The 16,341-nt window shown below is 63.7% G+C and carries 14 protein-coding genes; 8 read left to right on the top strand and 6 right to left on the bottom strand.

The features are described from left to right. Positions 1-40 precede the first annotated feature (40 nt). From E8F20_RS19375 to E8F20_RS19365, 3 genes are all read left to right on the top strand, one after another. Positions 41-1,408, top strand: coding sequence for a glutamine synthetase family protein (locus E8F20_RS19375; RefSeq protein WP_280285189.1), 1,368 nt, complete (start codon positions 41-43; stop codon positions 1,406-1,408). Positions 1,409-1,518: 110 nt separating this feature from the next. Continuing rightward, a complete protein-coding gene (locus E8F20_RS19370) occupies positions 1,519-2,313 on the top strand; it encodes a peptidase M24 (protein ID WP_280285188.1) in 795 nt (264 codons plus the stop codon). Positions 2,314-2,420: 107 nt separating this feature from the next. Next, positions 2,421-2,903, top strand: a complete 483-nt coding sequence (locus E8F20_RS19365; RefSeq protein WP_280285187.1) for an acyl-CoA thioesterase — start codon at positions 2,421-2,423, stop codon at positions 2,901-2,903. Between the two features lie 352 nt (positions 2,904-3,255). On the opposite strand, the gene E8F20_RS19360 is transcribed toward E8F20_RS19365, so the two are convergent. The 5 genes from E8F20_RS19360 to E8F20_RS19340 all read right to left on the bottom strand — a co-directional run bounded on the left by E8F20_RS19360 (position 3,256) and on the right by E8F20_RS19340 (position 8,211). After that, on the bottom strand, positions 3,256-3,483 hold the full coding sequence (locus E8F20_RS19360) for a hypothetical protein (protein WP_280285186.1): 228 nt from the start codon (positions 3,481-3,483) through the stop codon (positions 3,256-3,258). A gap of 666 nt (positions 3,484-4,149) precedes the next feature. Then, the gene (locus tag E8F20_RS19355; RefSeq protein WP_280285185.1) at positions 4,150-5,550 is read right to left on the bottom strand and encodes a mannan-binding lectin; all 1,401 of its coding nucleotides are present in this window, start codon (positions 5,548-5,550) and stop codon (positions 4,150-4,152) included. Positions 5,551-5,833: 283 nt separating this feature from the next. Then, complete coding sequence (locus E8F20_RS19350) at positions 5,834-6,304, bottom strand: copper chaperone PCu(A)C (RefSeq protein ID WP_280285184.1); 471 nt, start codon at positions 6,302-6,304, stop codon at positions 5,834-5,836. Between the two features lie 61 nt (positions 6,305-6,365). Further along, positions 6,366-7,739, bottom strand: a complete 1,374-nt coding sequence (locus E8F20_RS19345; RefSeq protein WP_280285183.1) for a PepSY domain-containing protein — start codon at positions 7,737-7,739, stop codon at positions 6,366-6,368. A gap of 88 nt (positions 7,740-7,827) precedes the next feature. Continuing rightward, complete coding sequence (locus E8F20_RS19340) at positions 7,828-8,211, bottom strand: DUF2946 domain-containing protein (RefSeq protein ID WP_280285182.1); 384 nt, start codon at positions 8,209-8,211, stop codon at positions 7,828-7,830. A 189-nt stretch (positions 8,212-8,400) separates the two neighbouring features. Here E8F20_RS19340 and E8F20_RS19335 point away from each other — a divergent pair, with 189 nt between their 5' ends. Both E8F20_RS19335 and E8F20_RS19330 read left to right on the top strand, forming a co-directional pair. Continuing rightward, on the top strand, positions 8,401-9,936 hold the full coding sequence (locus E8F20_RS19335) for a sensor domain-containing diguanylate cyclase (RefSeq protein WP_280285181.1): 1,536 nt from the start codon (positions 8,401-8,403) through the stop codon (positions 9,934-9,936). A gap of 48 nt (positions 9,937-9,984) precedes the next feature. Beyond that, positions 9,985-10,389, top strand: a complete 405-nt coding sequence (locus tag E8F20_RS19330) for a DUF3301 domain-containing protein (protein ID WP_028626981.1) — start codon at positions 9,985-9,987, stop codon at positions 10,387-10,389. A 91-nt stretch (positions 10,390-10,480) separates the two neighbouring features. On the opposite strand, the gene E8F20_RS19325 is transcribed toward E8F20_RS19330, so the two are convergent. Next, positions 10,481-11,359 carry an alpha/beta hydrolase gene (locus E8F20_RS19325; protein WP_280285180.1) on the bottom strand — a complete coding sequence of 293 codons (879 nt, stop codon included), beginning with the start codon at positions 11,357-11,359 and terminating at the stop codon, positions 10,481-10,483. A 111-nt stretch (positions 11,360-11,470) separates the two neighbouring features. On the opposite strand from E8F20_RS19325, the gene E8F20_RS19320 reads away from it, so the two are divergent. The 3 genes from E8F20_RS19320 (at position 11,471) to E8F20_RS19310 (ending at position 16,195) form a co-directional block, all read left to right on the top strand. Beyond that, positions 11,471-13,225, top strand: a complete 1,755-nt coding sequence (locus tag E8F20_RS19320; protein ID WP_280285179.1) for an ATP-binding protein — start codon at positions 11,471-11,473, stop codon at positions 13,223-13,225. Between the two features lie 2 nt (positions 13,226-13,227). Next, complete coding sequence (locus E8F20_RS19315) at positions 13,228-14,565, top strand: sigma-54 dependent transcriptional regulator (protein ID WP_280285178.1); 1,338 nt, start codon at positions 13,228-13,230, stop codon at positions 14,563-14,565. 322 nt (positions 14,566-14,887) lie between these two features. Then, positions 14,888-16,195, top strand: a complete 1,308-nt coding sequence (locus tag E8F20_RS19310) for an MFS transporter (RefSeq protein WP_280285176.1) — start codon at positions 14,888-14,890, stop codon at positions 16,193-16,195. Positions 16,196-16,341 lie beyond the last annotated feature (146 nt).

Here is a 16,341-nt window from a genome sequence, read left to right as displayed (position 1 = left end):
TGGATGGATGAAGCGCCTTCCACCCTACGCGAGAACGACCATGCAATTCGCCGATCCCCAGGAAGCCCGCGACTTCCTTGAACAACACCCGGACGTCCGCAGCATCGAGCTGATGCTGATCGACGCCAATGGCATTCCGCGCGGCAAGCTGCTGCACCGTGACGAGCTGTTGGCGATCTTCGAGAACGGCCGTCCGCTGCCCAGCTCCATCCTCTCGCTGACCATCCAGGGCGAGGACGTCGAAGCCAGCGGCCTGGTCTGGGAAGTCGCAGACGCCGACTGTTGGACCTACCCGGTGCCCGGCTCGTTGACCCTGCAACCCTGGCGCACTACGCCCACCGGCCAGGTGCAGGTCAGCATGCACCCGACCCAGGGCCTGCCGGCCACCCCCGGCGATCCGCGCCATGTGCTGGCACGCGCCATCGAGCGCCTCAAGGCCGACGGCTACCACCCGGTGATGGCAGTCGAGCTGGAGTTCTACCTGCTGGACAAGAACCGCGATGCCAACGGCCGTCCGCAGCCGGCGCTGCAGATGAATGGCGTGCGCCCGCAGGCGCCGCAGGTCTATGGCGTCTACGAGCTGGAACAGCTGCAGCCCTTCCTCGACGACCTCTATGCCGCCTGTGAGGCCCAGGGCCTGCCGGTGCGCACTGCGATCTCCGAATATGCTCCTGGCCAACTGGAGCTGACCCTGGAACACCGATTCGATGCCCTGCGCGCGGTCGACGAAGGCATTCGCTACAAGCGCCTGGTCAAAGGCGTGGCCAACAAGCACGGGCTGTTCGCCTGCTTCATGGCCAAACCCTTCGGCGACCTGGCCGGCAGCGGCCTGCACATGCACGTGAGCCTGGCCGATGAGCAGGGCAACAACCTGATGGCCAGCGAGGACCCGCACGGTACCCCGCTGCTGCGCCACGCCATCGGCGGCATGATGGCCACGCTCAACGACGCGCTGGCGATCTTCTGCCCCAACGCCAACTCCTACCGTCGTTTCCAGGCCAATAGCTACGCACCGCTCGCCAAGAGCTGGGGCGTGAACAACCGCACCGTTTCCTTCCGCGTACCCGGCGGCCCGGCCAAGAGCCGCCATGTCGAGCACCGTATCTGCGGAGCCGACGCCAACCCCTATCTGGCTGCCGCCGCGATTCTCGCCGGCATCCACAAGGGTATTCGCGAGCAGATCGATCCGGGTGAGCCCATCGTTGGCAATGGTTACGAGCAAGCCCGGGAAACCCTGCCCACCGACTGGCTGACCGCCCTGCGCAATCTGGAGCAGTCGACCTGGGCCAGGGATGCCCTGGGCGAGGACTTCCTGAGGATCTTCCTCGCCATCAAATGGGAGGAGTTCCGCCAGTTCGTCAGCGAAGTGGGCGAGCAGGACTGGCGCTGGTACCTGACCCACGCCTGATGCCGGACTCGCGGTCCAGCGAAGCGCCCGGCCGGCCTGGCCGGGCGCTGAAGTTTGCCCGCCCGCCTGCTAGGCTCATCGGCATTCTCATCTTGTTCCGGGCCCGCCCAATGAAAGCTGCGATCCTCGCGCTGCTGTCGATGGCTCTCGGTGTCTGCCAAGCGGAGCCCTTGCGCGTCGGCCTGGAAAGCCAGGACTACCTGCCTTACTACCGGGCACTCCCCGGCAAGCCGGCTGAAGGCTATGCCATCGCGGTTCTGCAGCGCTTCGCCATCGACCAGGGCCTGGCCCTTGAGCTGGAAGCCCTGCCGATCAACCGCCTGCACCGCAATCTGCAAACCACCGACCGGCTGATGCTGGTGTTTCCCGACAACCCCGCCTGGTCGCGCCAGCTCAAGGGCGATGCGCGCCTGTATTACAGCCGACCGATCATCCGCATCGTCGACGGCAGCCTGGTGCTGCGCGAGCATCTGGGACGGGGCATAGACGCGGTACGACGCCTGGGCACCGTACGCGGCTTCACCCCCGAGGCCTGGCAGGACCGCCTGCGCGACGGCCAGGTGCAATTGGTGGAGGCCAGCGATATCGGCGCGCTGGTACGCATGCTGCTGCGCCTGCGCATCGACGCCATCTATGCCAACCCGGAAGTGCTGCACCACTACCTGGACGCGAACACCAATCTCGGTGGCGATCGCTTGCTGCTGGACCCGGACCTGCCACTTGCGAAAACCGCGTTCCACGCCAGCAGCCTGCAGCATCCGGAGATACTGGAAGCCTTCGACCGCTTCCTGATCGAGCAGAGCGAGGAGCTAGCCCAGTTACGCAAGCAGCACGGCCTGGCCTGCGGCCCCAGCGACCTGGCGGAGGAATACCCGGCCTGCCAGCAACCCGATGCCGCGCCCTGACCGCACGGTTATCCACAGCCCGCATGGCGTTGCGTGATTATCCCCTGTGGCGCCCAGGCGCCAGCCTGCGTCTATCTCAGACCGCCCCCACTACCGACGAGGCCAGCATGGAACCCGGAACCGCACATCTGTCGATGACCGTCTTAATGACCCCGGACATGGCCAACTTCTCCGGCAACGTCCACGGCGGCACCCTGCTCAAGTATCTCGATGAAGTCGCCTACGCCTGCGCCAGCCGCTATGCCGGGCGCTACGTGGTCACCTTGTCGGTGGATCAGGTGATCTTCCGCGAACCCATCCATGTCGGCGAGCTTGTGACATTCCTCGCTTCGGTGAACTACACCGGCAATACCTCCATGGAGGTGGGTATCAAGGTGGTCACCGAGAACATCCGCGAACGTTCGGTACGCCATACCAACAGCTGCTTCTTCACCATGGTCGCCCTGGACGACGAACGCCGCCCGGCACAAGTACCGCCCTTGCAGCCGGAAACCACGGACGAGAAGCGCCGATTCGCACAAGCCCAGCAGCGCCGCCAGATTCGCCAGGAGCTGGAACAGCGCTATCAGGAAATGCGCGAGGGTATCTGAACCCGCGCTTTTCCTCCTGTTCCCCAAAATCAGTGGAAGGGCCTGTGGATAAGGTGTAGACCAACCTCCAGGCCCCGCGTCATGCGGGCCTTCCTGTTCACTGGCTATTTTATGAACGTTTTCAATCACTTGGCCTGTGCATTACGCACAGATGCTGTGCAACAAACTGTGGATAAACTGTTCGGACACTGCGCTATCCCTTGCCAGCCGGGCCTTTTCAGGGATTGATCAGTTTCTGATCATGTTTTATCCCCCGTGAAGCAGGCACTGCTGCAGCCTCCTTCTTCGGGAGAAAATGCCCATTACAGAGCCTTTTCCCCCAATTTTGGTGGATGCTTCTGTGGATAAGATGTCAATGGATGTACAGGCGCCAATCCTGGCGCAGCTTTCCACTGTCTGGACATTTTTCAAGCAAAATCATAGGGATAACTCGGTCATTGCGCACAATATCTGTGCAGCCATCTGTGGATAGCTTGTGCGGACAATGCTGCAGGTCACGGATGACGAGGCCTCCATCGAGATGATCACTTTCTATCCAGCTTGAAGCTGGCAAGGCTCCGCTGTGCATAAGGCGTTGCATCGCCTTTCCTGTGGAAGTGAATTCATTTGCGAAACCTGGCCAAGCCACCTTGGCTTGGCGGGCAAGCTTCCCTACAAGTAGCGAATGCCAGAGATCTGTTCACAGGGAACAAGTGCTTTTACCCAAAATCCGTGGACTCATCTGTGGATAAACTGTAGTTCGACTTCCAGGAAGCAGGCCTGACGCGGCTTTTCAGCTTCTGTGCTTTTTTCGTTCTATTTCAATCACTTGCGCTATTCATTGCACACATTATCTGTGCAGGTATCTGTGGATAAGCTGTTCAGGCATCGCTGTAGGCCAGTATTGGTGCACCCTCACACCGTCTGATCATTCCCTGACCAGCCCTGCCCCCCACGGCTACGCCATCACCTGGAGCTCCCACCACTGGCGAGTAACTCACAATCCGGTGAATGGTTTTCCACGCTTGTACCCAAATCGCGTGGATGGTCCTGTGCATAAGATGTCTATGGATGGCTGTAAGCCAGATGCTGCGCCGGCTTCCGCCAATTGAGCATTTTTCACACAATTTCAATGACTTACACCGACGGCTGCACACAATATCTGTGCAGCCGTCTGTGGATAAGCTGTGCGGGCACGGCTGTATCCCGCGACTGGCGTGGCCTGCATGAAACTGATCAATAAACGTTCAGCTTCCGCGAAACGGGCTTATCCCCCGCAGCAGCCGCAGACCGACGTACTTCCGGGTTCAGTGGTCTTCCAGTTGCCGTTCCAGCCGCCCTTGCTGTTGCACACCTGCGGACAAGTCTGCGCGGCCTGGCTGTTGTTCCAGATGGGGCCGGCCTGCACGTCCTGCGGGGTGGCACATTGGCCCTGCATCACGTCGTCGAAGATGTGGCTCAAGCTGGCCCAGGGAATGGTGTTGCTGTTTCCGCTGCCGTTGAAGTTGTGACAACCGAAGCAGTTGGAAATGAAGGGTTGCGTCGGGTCGACGTTCTGGAAGGTGGTTTCCATCACCGAATTGGCCAGGCGCATGGAGCCGCGCTGGTTGGAGAATGTGGAGGAGGGCTGGGTCACGTCGTTTTCCCAGAGGGCACCGACATTCATGTAGTTCTGCCAGACACTCATGGGGTTGTCGCTGCCCAACGCCGAGAGAAAGCCCTGGATCTGCGTGTTCAGGCTGTCGATATCGGCGATGTTGGTGGCGGCTTCGTGGTCGGCGGTGTTGGTCCCATCATGGTAGACCCGGCAGATTTCCGAGGGCGTTCCGGTAAGGCTGGTGCTGGGCGCGGCCTGGTTCATGTTGCAGGTCGAGGGTGGGTTATCCACAGCACAGGCCGGGCTGGTGAAAGACCATCCGCCAGCCGGAGCGGTTCCCGGATTGCTGCATTCGGGCACGTTGCTGCGGTGCTCGAACGTGGCCCAGATGAACTCCGGGTGCAGCGCGGTGGCGATGGCCATGTGGAACCCCACCAGCCCCAGCAACTCGTTGCCGGGCACCCCATCCACGTTTGCCTCTATCCAGAAGTAATTCGGTTTGTCGGCATTGGTGATGACCCGCCAGGCACTTTTGAGCTCGGTGGTACCGGCCGGGAAGTTCGGCGCGCTCTGTATCTGCGGCACGTTGCAGAGGCTCTGGCTGAAGCGGATCTCGTAGAAGACCACATTGCCACTCTGGTCGAAGATGGTGTCGCCGCCACCCGCCTGACCGGTGCGGTCCGGAATCTGGAAGGAAGTGCCAGCAGCGATGGGCTTATCGCGACGCACGAACATCACTTCGGCCTGCTTGGCCGGATCACAGGAATTGGTGCCGGTCGCCTGGAGGATCGGGTAATTGGCGTTGACCTGGAAGTTGCGCAGGCTCGGATCGCTCTGGGACGGGCTCACCAGTTGGAAAAACCATTGCCAAGCGAACTGGTAGAAGTCGCAGAAATCGGCATTGCTACCTTCAGGTATCTCGCTGGGTGGTGCGGGGTTGGTGATCCAGTCCTGGCTGGCGCTGCATGCCGGACTGGCCGCCTGCGCCGAACCGGCGACCAGCAGCGGGCCTGCACAGAGCAACATCAATGACAGGAACCAGGCAACACGGAATGTCCTTGCTGTGTTCATCTTCCATCTCCTTGTTCGGCTCATCTGGGCAGGGGACGGCCAGACGCGGCGAAATGCGCAGCGCCTTGGACCGGATGCAGTGCATCGCCAGGAAACAGCGGGGGGCAGATGATTCATGCGAGGCCGCGTAATTCGCGGGGGCTGGCGTCCTGCCGGCGGGTGCTCCGTGCGATGGGATCAGGCTAGAAGAGGCGCAGCCACCCGGCAAACCAGGCCGCCGAGCGGTGGTTGTGGATAATTGGGCGCGCGAAGGTGCGGGGCCGGACGGCCCCGCAGGTAGGAATCAGTGCTGGTGCTCGGCGTTACCGGCCGGCGCTTCCTTCTGCACGTGGATTTCCACTTCCAGGTCGCCCGCCTTCTGGAAGTGCAGGGTCATGGGGAACTTGTCACCCGCGTTCAACGGCTGCTTCAGGCCGAACATCATCAGGTGGTAGCCACCCTGCTCCAGGCGCACTTCGCCACCCGCGGGAATGTCCAGGCCGCCGGGAACCTGCTGCATCTTCATCAGGCCGTCCTTATGCAAGTGCTCGTGAACCTCGGTCTTTCCGGCTCGGGCGGTATCGGCACCGAGCAGCTTGTCGGCCTCCGCGCCCTTGTTGTGGATAACCAGGTAGGCGGCGCCATTGGGAGATACCGCGGGCACGGCCAGGGCCCAGGGATGTTCGATGTGCAGGTTGCCCGTGTCGTACTCATGGGCTGCCAGGCCACCGGAAAAACTCAGCAGGGCTCCGAGAGTCAGCAGGGTCTTGCGCATTGTTTGAACTCCATTCGAAAGGGATAGTGACGCCCGCCTCCGGGCGGGCGCAGATCGGGTATCAGCCCGTAACGGCACGGCTACCGCCGAAGCGGGACAGCACCAGCCAGTCCAGGGCCCAGATAAGCAGCAGCGAGACGCCTACCAGGGGAAATGCCGCACCCAGCACCACCATGATGACCACGGCGGTTTTCCACAGCGGCAGCGAATGAGGCAACGGCGGCGCACCGAAACGCCCCTGGGGACGGCGCTTCCACCACATCAGCAGACCGCTGACGGCACTCAGCAGGATCAGAAGGCAGACGCCGAACATCAGCAACTGATTGGCCAGCCCGAAAAACTTGCCTTCATGCAGTACCACGCCCATCTCGACGCTTTTCGCGACCACACCGTAGTCCGTCCAGCGCACGTCGGCCAGCACCTTGCCACTGTACTGATCGATGTGCAGCGTCGCATCGTTGCGCGGGTCGTCGGCAAACACGGCGATGGTGAACACGCCGGTCGCATCCGCCGGCAGCGTTACGCTGTAACCCGGCACCACGCCTCGTTCGCTAGCGGTATCCACCACCTGCTGCAGGCCGATCTGTCCAGAGGTGCTGGTCATTTCACCGGCTGCGTGGCCCTTGTGGGCGGCATGGGGATCAGACACTGGCATTGGCGTGTTTTCCATCGCCCAGGCCACTGTCTGGTCAGAGGCACTGTTCAGGCTGCGGGCCTGTTGGTCGGATTTGGGCACCTCGTTCCACATGGCGGCCGGGAAGCGGTTCCAGACGTCGGCGAAGCGTTCTCCCCAGTAGCCGGTCCAGGTCATGCCGGTGAGCAGCATGAACAGCAGCAGCAGGGAACCCCAGAAGCCGGTCACCGCGTGCAGGTCGCGCCAGAACAGCCGTCCGCGATTGGCCAGGCGCGGCCAGAACACGCCGCGCATGCCCTGGCCGCGTGGCCACCAGAGGTAGAGCCCGGAAACCACCAAGACAATGCCCCAACCAGCGGCCAGCTCGATCAGGCGATCACCCCATGTGCCCACGAGCAAAGTGCCATGCAATGAACGAGCAACCGCCTGAAGGTTGTACTCGGCATCCTGTGTCCCGAGCACCTCGCCGCTGTAGGGATCGACGAAGAGGTTCTGCTTGCTGCCATCGAGGCTGGCGACGAATTGCGCGCTATGGCTGTCATCCACTGGCGGCAGGTACTGCGTGACCTGGGCCTGTGGATAAACCTGCAGGAGCTTGCTCAGTTGCTGATCGGCGGCCAGTGCCTGCCCGGCAGGCCGGACCCGCATCAGGTCGCTGTAGAGCAGGTTGTCCAACTGGGGTTTGAACAGGTAGATGCTGCCGGTAACCGCCAGCATGATCATGAAGGGGATGACGAATAGCCCGGCATAGAAATGCCAGCGCCACGCCATGTTGTAGAAGGAAACCGTGCTCTTCGACATTGTCATGTTCTCGGATGAGCCAATGGTCCGCGCGCACAACGGGCTTGCCGGCGCCTGTGCGAGTAATGCGGTAACGGGGTTGCTTGGATCAGGCGAGTGCTGCGGGGGGAGCGCGGGTCAGGGCACCGGGAAAGATTGCCCGCGAGCCATGGCCAGCCTGGGTCGCCAAGGTCGGCGCCGGGAGGGCGAAGTCAGTCAGGACCAGCCCGTAAAGCGCTTGGGGGCTGAGGGCCGGTGAGTTGAACAGCAGAGTACAGTAACCGCACTTGGCCCAGGACATCTCGTGGCTGGGCGTGGACGGCTCATGGCTGGGCGCACTGTGGTCAGTGGCGCAGGCCAGTTCGTCCATCCAGGCCGGCGCTCCGCCCGGCCCCATGTCCCGAGCCTGGGACACCAGCGGACCGACGAACAGCAGCAGCATGGCCAGAAGGCCAAGCCAGGCGCCGCGCTGTCGTGCTCTGCCGTGGGTCACAGGGAAGGTTCCATGCCGGTCTGCCGGGGGCGCCTATGCTAGCCAAGCCCCTGCCTGGGTAGAAGCCTAGTCGCTGGGGCAGAAGGCCGCAGGCCAAATGCGCCGCATTTCCAACCGTTTGGCCGCAAGACAGCCGCACCTGGCGGTGCCAGAATCCACGCGTCGGATACCAGGCCCGGGAGGGCCTCGATGGAAACCCTCTATTTCTCCCCCATGCTGCTCGGGCTCAACCTGATGCTCGCCAGCGCCGTCGCCTGCACCGCACTCTGGTATTTCTCGCGGCCCTACCGGGGCCCGGGATTCTGGATGGCTGGCGCCTGGACCCTGATCCTCGGCATCCTGCTGTTCATGGGCTTCATGGCCAGCGGCAGCCCGCTCCTGAATGTGCTGGGCAACGCCACCCAACTGGCAGGCGAAGCCATTCTGCTACTCGGCGTGTTCCGCTTCCTGGGCCTGCGTCCGCCTTACTGGACGGTACCGGCCAGTGCCGGCGCCATGGTCGTGGTGAACTGCTGGTACTGGATCAGCCCGATCAATACCGAGCTGATGGTCGCCCTCTATGCCGCCATCGGCGGTGCCATGCCGCTGCAAGCGTGCCATGTGCTCCTGGCCGAACGGCGCGAGCCCGCGCTGCGCAGCGTACGGCTGTTTGTCGGCATCACCCTGCTGGGCTATGCACTGGTCACGCTGCTGCGCGCGGCCATCGGCGTGCATGACTGGCTGCAGCAGGTGGAGCATCAGGATGTCACCCGCTCGGTGAGCTACCTGCTGCCGTACAACTTCGGCATCCCGCTCTGGGTCATCGCCCTGGTGGGCCTGGCGCTGATGACCATGCGCCGCATCCTCCAGGACAGCCAGCGCCATGCCCGCGAGGCCGAGGCCAACGCGCACCGCTTCGAGCGCCTGATGGGTGTCGCCAACGCCGGCATGCTGGTGGTGGAGGACGGCCGCATACTCGATGCCAACCCGATGCTCGAACAGCTTTTCGCCCAGCGCCGGGAGGAACTGCTCGGCCAACCCCTGTCCCAACTGGTCGGTGAGGCCGAGGGACCGCTGCTGACCAACCTGCTACGGCAGGCCGATGGCCGCCCGCACGACATCGAGGCGCGGCGTGGAGACGGCGGCGGTTTCCCGGCTGAACTGGCCATAGCCTCTCTGGACGAATCCCAGCAGCGCCTGGTGGAGATCCGCGACGTCAGCCATCGCAAGGCCCTGGAGCGCCAGCTGCTGCACCTTGCCACCACCGATCCACTCACCGGAGCCCTCAACCGCCGTGCCTTTGAAGAGCGCGCCGAACAGGAACTGCAGCGGGCACGGCGGCAAAGTTCGCCGCTGTGCCTGGCGCTGCTCGACCTGGACCACTTCAAGCAGGTCAACGACCGCCATGGGCACCAGGTAGGTGACGACGTACTGCGTCAGTTCAGCCAGCTTTGCCAGCAGCAGGCGCGACGCACCGACCTCTTCGCCCGTTACGGCGGCGAGGAGTTCATCTTCCTGCTGCCGGACACCAGCGCCGATTCCGCCCACCATTTGCTGGAGCGCCTGCGCATGGCGCTGCACGGTCTGGAGATCGCCGCGCCGGGCGGCCCCATCCGGGTCAGCGTGAGCATCGGCCTGGCCAGCGTCAGCGCCAATGACGACTTGCACCGCCTGCAGGGTGTGGCCGATGCGGCGCTCTACCGAGCCAAGCAACTGGGACGGAACCGCGTCGAAATGGCCAGCTGAAAACCTCCTTGGATGGTTTAAGCTTGGGCCTATCTTTCTGGAGTCATCATGCTGAGCCTGGCTGACGTTTTCCTGCTGATGTTGTTCGCCGCCGGTGCAGCCTGGCTGTGGCGCGGCCATGGTGTGCGCGAGCGTGCCCTGGCCCTGGCCAAACAGCACTGCGCACGGCTCGATGTGGAGCTGCTCGATGGCAATGTCGCCTTTCGCCGCCTGGCAATGGTGCGCGACGGCAAGGGCAATCGCCGTCTGGCACGCGTCTATGACTTCGAGTTCACCGTCACCGGCGAGCAGCGTCTCACCGGCAGCATCCAGATGTTCGGCAACCACTTGGGCCGCATCGACGTCGAGGCCCACCCGTTCAAGGCCGAACCCCAGCTCGATGACAAGGTTATCCACATGAACGAGTGGCGGCGTAGCCATCCCAAGCCGGATGAGCAGCGCCGGGTGGATTGAACCGCACCTGGCTCATCCGATAGCGCGCAGCCCGACTCGTGGCGCTGCATTCTGTGGATAACATCCCCTCAGTCGCACTGGCAGACATGGCTCATAGCGCGCGCAGCAGGAACTCGGCCGTGCGCTCGGCACTGGCCTGTGGATACTCCTGCATGAAGCAGTGTCCTCCCTCCACCACCTGGGCGCTGACATGGCTGTTGAGGGCAGTCAGGCGCGCCACCGACTTGGCCACGAAGGGGTAGCTGTGCTGGCCGTGAAGAATCAGGGTTGGCGTGACGATGCGGCCCAGGGACGGCCACAGGCGTTTCGGGAAGGAACTGAAGATTTCCGCCTCGCGGCTCGGCCGGCACTTCAGCTCGACGCCGTTATCCACAGCCTTGATGGCGTGGTCGACGTAACCCTGCAGGGCCTCCTCGGTCCAGCCCTTGAAGATGCCGCGTCCGTGCAGGCCGTTCCACGCGGCCTGGCGGTCGGCCCAGTGGTTGCGTCGCGCTCGCGCGCGGCTGGCCATGGTGGTGCGGCGGTGCAGGCCGAGGACTTCGGAAAAGGCCATCACGCCGATCATCGCCGGGGTGAAGATCACCGGATCGAGCAATACCGCGCGGCTGAACAGCTCGGGATGGCGGGCCAGGATGAGGCTGCTCAGTACACCTCCGAAGCTGTGCCCCACCGCCACCCGTGGCACCTCGCCGAACGGCCCGCGCCCGCACTCGAACGCTTCTACCGCCAGTTCGGCATTACGGTTCCAGCCGAGGAAGCGGCCGCCGTGGTCGCTGTCACCGTGGCCTTGGATATCGCAGAGCCAGAGGTCGAAATCCTCCGCCAGTGCCTGCAGCAAGGGCGTATAGGTGCGACCGCAGAAACCATTGCCATGAAGGAAGTGCAGCAGTGGCTTGCCGGAGGCCGGGCTGTGCCAGCCCCGCAGGGTGAAACCGGCGGAAGTCGAGTGGGACCAAGGGATCAACTGCATCGAACGTGCCTCGAAATGTCTGCGCGAAGTGTATCCGCTGACATGCGTCGAGAGCAGTGGCCATAGCCGGCCGTGATATCGTCGCCGCCTCTGACCTGCGGACGCCACGCCTTGATTTCCCGCTCCCTGCGCATAGCCCTGCTGATCCTGCTGCTGCTCGCCGGCTTGTTTCTGGCGATGCATCTGGCCGGTCGCCAGGCGGAGCGCCAGGCCCTGCTCGATGAAGGTGAGCAGGCTCGCGAGCAGCTCACACTCTACGCCGGCAGCCTGCGCACCCTGATCGACCGCTTCCGCGCCCTACCCGCCGTGCTGGCGCTGGACCCCGAGCTGCGGGGCACGCTGGCCGGGCCTGTGGATAAGCACGAGCAGCAGCTGCTCAACCTCAAGCTCGAACAGATGAACCGCGCCGCCGGTTCCACCACCCTGGAACTGCTGAACCGCGATGGCCTGGCCGTGGCCGCGAGCAACTGGCGCCTGCCCACCAGCTTCGTCGGCCACAACTATGGATTCCGTCCTTACTTCGCGGAAGCCCGGCGCCTTGGCAGCGGCCGCTTCTATGCGGTGGGCGTGACCAGCGGGATTCCTGGCTACTTCCTCGCAAGCGCCGTGCGCAGCGTCGAGGAGGCCTTCATCGGCGCCATCGTGGTGAAGCTGGAATTCCCCGAGTTGGAACAGGAATGGGGGCAGCGATCGGACATCATCCTGGTCAGCGACGCCCGAGGCGTGGTGTTCATTGCCAACCAGCCAGGGTGGCGCTACCGGGAGCTGCAGCCGATCTCGGCCGAGGGCCGCGCCGAGATGGCCACCACCCGCCAGTACGACAAGCAACCCCTGGCGCCACTTATCCACACTACGCGTATCGACTTCGGCGAAGGCAGCCGACTGGTCCAAGTCGAAGGGCCGAAAGGTCGCGCCGACTATCTCTGGGAAAGCCTGCCGCTGCCCAGTGAAGGCTGGACCCTGCACCTGCTGCGCACGCCGCAGGAGGCGGCCGGCAGCGCGCGTGCCGCCAGCCTTGCCGCTGGAGGCGCCTGGCTGGCGCTGTTCTTCCTCGGGCTGTTCCTGCACCAGCGCTGGCGCCTGGCGCGCATCCGCCAGCGCAGCCGGGAGGAGCTCGAACAACTGGTGGAGCAACGTACCGCCGCCCTGCGCACCGCCCAGGATGGACTGATCCAGGCCGCCAAGCTGGCGGCCCTGGGACAGATGTCCACAGCCCTGGCCCATGAGATCAACCAGCCGCTCACTGCCCTGCAGATGCACCTGGCCAGCCTGCGCCTGATGCTCGACAGCGGCCAGCTGGAGCAAGCGCGCAAGGCGCTGTCCCGCCATGATGAGCTGTTGCAGCGCATGGCCGCACTAACCGGCCATCTCAAGACTTATGCACGCAAGACCCCCGGCGGCCTACGCGAGTGCCTAGAACTGGGCAGTGTTGTGGATAAGTCCCTGCAGCTGCTGGCGCCCAATCTGCGCGATGCCAGGGTGCAGATCAGCCAAGAGCTGAACACGCCGGCCTGGGTATCAGGCGATGCCATCCGCCTGGAGCAGGTGCTGGTCAATCTGTTGCGCAATGCCCTCGACGCCGTGGCCGGCAAGCCAGACCCGAGATTGTGGATAACACTGCGCCGCGAAAACGGCCACTGGCTGCTTGAGGTCGCCGACAATGGCGGCGGCATCGCTGAAGCGGATCTGCCACGGGTCTTCGACCCCTTCTTCACCACCAAACCGGCGGGTGCCGGCCTGGGAATCGGGCTGGCGGTGTCCTACGCCATTGTCCATGAACTGGGCGGCACCCTGAGCGCCGCCAACCAGGGCGAGGGCGCGCTGTTCAGCTTGCGCCTGCCTGTGGATAAAGCCAGAGAGGAATAGCCATGACTGCCCAGGTGATCTTCGTCGACGACGAAGCGGCCATCCGCGAAGCCGTGCGAGAGTGGCTTGAGCTATCCGGCTTCGAAGTGCGGGTGGAATCCAGTGCCGAGGACTGCCTGAAACGCCTTGATGCCGATTTCCCCGGGGTAGTCGTCAGCGACCTGCGCATGCCCGGCATGGACGGCATGGCGCTGCTCCAGGCGGTGCAAGCGCTGGACCGCGAACTGCCCTTCCTGATGGTCACCGGCCATGGCGATGTGCCCCAGGCGGTCGAAGCCATGCGCCTGGGTGCCTATGACTTCATCGAGAAGCCCTTCACCGCCGAGCGCCTGCTGGAAAGCCTGCGCCGCGCCCTGGAAAAGCGCCGGCTGGTCCAGGAAAACCGTCGTCTGCGCGTGCAGGCGGAGCTCAAGGACCAGCTCGAAGGCCGCCTGCTTGGTGTTGCCCGCCCCATGGGGCTACTGCGACGGCAAGTGCTCGACCTTGCCGCGACACCCGTGAACATCCTGCTACGTGGCGAGACTGGCTCCGGCAAGGAAATGGTCGCGCGCTGCCTGCACGACTTCGGTCCCCGCGCCGGTAAACCCTTCGTGGCACTGAACTGTGCGGCCATCCCGGAGAATCTCTTCGAGAGCGAACTGTTCGGTCACGAAAGCGGCGCCTTTACCGGCGCCCAGGGCAAACGCATCGGCAAGATCGAGCACGCCCACGGCGGCACGCTGTTCCTCGACGAGATCGAAAGCATGCCCCTCGCCCAGCAGGTAAAGCTGCTGCGGGTCCTGCAGGAACAGCGCCTGGAGCGCCTGGGCTCGAACCAGAGCATTGCTGTGGATATCCGCGTAGTGGCGGCCACCAAACCGGATCTGCGCGAGGAAGTCCGCGCCGGGCGCTTCCGCGAGGACCTGCTCTACCGCCTGAACGTGGCCGAACTGCAGTTGCCACCGCTGCGCGAGCGGCGTGAAGACATTCCCCTGCTGTTCGAGCATTTTGCCCGCCAGGCGAGCGAGCGGCTGAGCCGGCCACAACCGACCCTGACACCGGCCGAGCTGGCGCAACTGCTGGCACACAACTGGCCAGGTAACGTGCGCGAACTGGCCAACGCCGCCGAGCGCCACGTACTGGGGTTATCCACAGGCCAGGCAGAACGCGAAGGCGAACCCTCTCTGGCCGACCTGATGGAAGCCTACGAAGCGCAATGCTTGCGCCAGGCCTTGGCCCGCTGCCAGGGCGACATCAAGGCGGTGATGACCTTGCTGCAACTGCCGCGCCGCACCCTCAACGAGAAGATGCTCCGCCACGGCCTGGAGCGCAGCGAGTTCCTCCCGGACGCCGACGATTGACCTCACCCCGGTAGGCGCGAATTCATTCGTCAAGGGCAGCGCAGCTGCCCCCTGATAATCCTGGGGACGAACCTACGCTCCGCTTGGCGATTGAAATCGTCCTTACAGGAGTTCCGCGCCAGGCCCTTTGCCATCGGCGGAATCTTGCTCATCGCCCCCGCGGCATCGGCAGGATTCCGCGCATAAGCGCCGCGAAATCAGGCTGTAACCCTTCTATTCCGGGCCTTTCCTCCCCTGGCACAGCTCCTGCTATGTGCCCTGCGCACAAGCGCGGCCTTGGCCAGCGCCCACGACAACAACTACTAAGCGTCGAGGAAAGATGATGGATAGCTCCAGCACCCTGGCTGCCTCTGCAGAACCCCGCACGACATCACAACGCATCAAATCCATTTTCAGCGGTTCGGTCGGCAACCTGGTCGAGTGGTACGACTGGTACGTGTACGCCGCCTTCTCGCTGTACTTCGCCAAAGCGTTCTTCCCCCAGGGCGACATGACCGCCCAACTGCTCAACACGGCGGCGATCTTCGCCGTGGGCTTCCTGATGCGCCCCATCGGCGGCTGGTTGATGGGCATCTACGCCGACCGCAAGGGCCGCAAGGCCGCGCTGCTGGCCTCGGTGCTGCTGATGTGTTTCGGCTCGCTGATCATCGCCCTGACCCCCAGCTACGAGACCATTGGTGTGGCGGCGCCAATCCTGTTGGTGGTCGCACGCCTGTTACAGGGCCTCTCGGTGGGCGGTGAGTACGGCACCTCGGCCACCTACCTGTCGGAGATGGCAACCAAGGAGCAACGCGGCTTCTTCTCCAGCTTCCAGTACGTGACCCTGATCTCCGGTCAGCTCATCGCGCTGGCGGTGCTGATCATCCTTCAGCAGACCCTGACCACCGAGCAGCTGGAAAGCTGGGGCTGGCGCGTGCCCTTCTTCATCGGCGCCCTGTGCGCGGTGGTGGCCATGTTCCTGCGTCGCGGTATGGAAGAGACTGACTCCTTCACCAAGAAGAAGGACAAGCCGAAGGAAAGCCTGCTGCGCACCCTGATGCGCCACCCGAAGGAAGTGCTCACCGTGATCGGCCTGACCATGGGCGGCACCCTGGCCTTCTACACGTACACCACCTACATGCAGAAGTACCTGGTGAACACCGTGGGCATGGCCAAGAACGACTCGACCATGATCTCGGCCGCCACGCTGTTCCTGTTCATGCTGCTGCAGCCCATCGTCGGCGGGCTTTCCGACAAGATCGGCCGGCGCCCGATCCTGATCGCCTTTGGCGTGATGGGCACTCTGTTCACTTACCCGATCCTCAGTACCTTGCACACCATTGAGACCTGGTGGGGCGCGTTCTTCCTGATCATGGCGGCGCTGGTAATCGTCAGCGGCTACACCTCGATCAACGCCGTGGTTAAGGCCGAGCTGTTCCCCACCGAGATCCGCGCCCTGGGCGTGGGCCTGCCCTATGCATTGACCGTATCGATCTTCGGCGGCACCGCCGAGTACGTGGCCCTGTGGTTCAAGAGCATCGGCATGGAAAGTGGCTTCTACTGGTACGTCACCGCTTGTATCGCCTGTTCGCTGCTGGTGTACGTGTTCATGAAGGACACCCGCACCCATTCGCGGATGAACCAGGACTGATCCCGGACAAGGATCGACATCAGACGGGCCCTTCGGGGCCCGTTTTTGTTTCCGCCCCGAACATGCACGGACCGTAGGATGGCGCAGAGCGAAGCGAAACCCACCGCCGTGGAACCTGGACCTCGCGGGACGCCACCCGCCCTACC

It is taken from the genome of Pseudomonas sp. BN415 (assembly GCF_029871195.1).
Taxonomy (GTDB): domain Bacteria; phylum Pseudomonadota; class Gammaproteobacteria; order Pseudomonadales; family Pseudomonadaceae; genus Metapseudomonas; species Metapseudomonas resinovorans.
Note: the sequence above shows the minus strand (reverse complement) of the source record. Positions and strands in the feature narration are given on the sequence as shown.

What these genes read in the sequence shown, in the direction of transcription:
- E8F20_RS19375 (WP_280285189.1), top strand. Translation starts at nt 41, where the DNA reads ATGCAATTCGCCGATCCCCAGGAAGCCCGCGACTTCCTTGAACAACAC.
- E8F20_RS19370 (WP_280285188.1), top strand. Translation starts at nt 1,519, where the DNA reads ATGAAAGCTGCGATCCTCGCGCTGCTGTCGATGGCTCTCGGTGTCTGC.
- E8F20_RS19365 (WP_280285187.1), top strand. Translation starts at nt 2,421, where the DNA reads ATGGAACCCGGAACCGCACATCTGTCGATGACCGTCTTAATGACCCCG.
- E8F20_RS19360 (WP_280285186.1), bottom strand. Translation starts at nt 3,483, where the DNA reads ATGCAACGCCTTATGCACAGCGGAGCCTTGCCAGCTTCAAGCTGGATA.
- E8F20_RS19355 (WP_280285185.1), bottom strand. Translation starts at nt 5,550, where the DNA reads ATGAACACAGCAAGGACATTCCGTGTTGCCTGGTTCCTGTCATTGATG.
- E8F20_RS19350 (WP_280285184.1), bottom strand. Translation starts at nt 6,304, where the DNA reads ATGCGCAAGACCCTGCTGACTCTCGGAGCCCTGCTGAGTTTTTCCGGT.
- E8F20_RS19345 (WP_280285183.1), bottom strand. Translation starts at nt 7,739, where the DNA reads ATGTCGAAGAGCACGGTTTCCTTCTACAACATGGCGTGGCGCTGGCAT.
- E8F20_RS19335 (WP_280285181.1), top strand. Translation starts at nt 8,401, where the DNA reads ATGGAAACCCTCTATTTCTCCCCCATGCTGCTCGGGCTCAACCTGATG.
- E8F20_RS19330 (WP_028626981.1), top strand. Translation starts at nt 9,985, where the DNA reads ATGCTGAGCCTGGCTGACGTTTTCCTGCTGATGTTGTTCGCCGCCGGT.
- E8F20_RS19325 (WP_280285180.1), bottom strand. Translation starts at nt 11,359, where the DNA reads ATGCAGTTGATCCCTTGGTCCCACTCGACTTCCGCCGGTTTCACCCTG.
- E8F20_RS19315 (WP_280285178.1), top strand. Translation starts at nt 13,228, where the DNA reads ATGACTGCCCAGGTGATCTTCGTCGACGACGAAGCGGCCATCCGCGAA.
- E8F20_RS19310 (WP_280285176.1), top strand. Translation starts at nt 14,888, where the DNA reads ATGGATAGCTCCAGCACCCTGGCTGCCTCTGCAGAACCCCGCACGACA.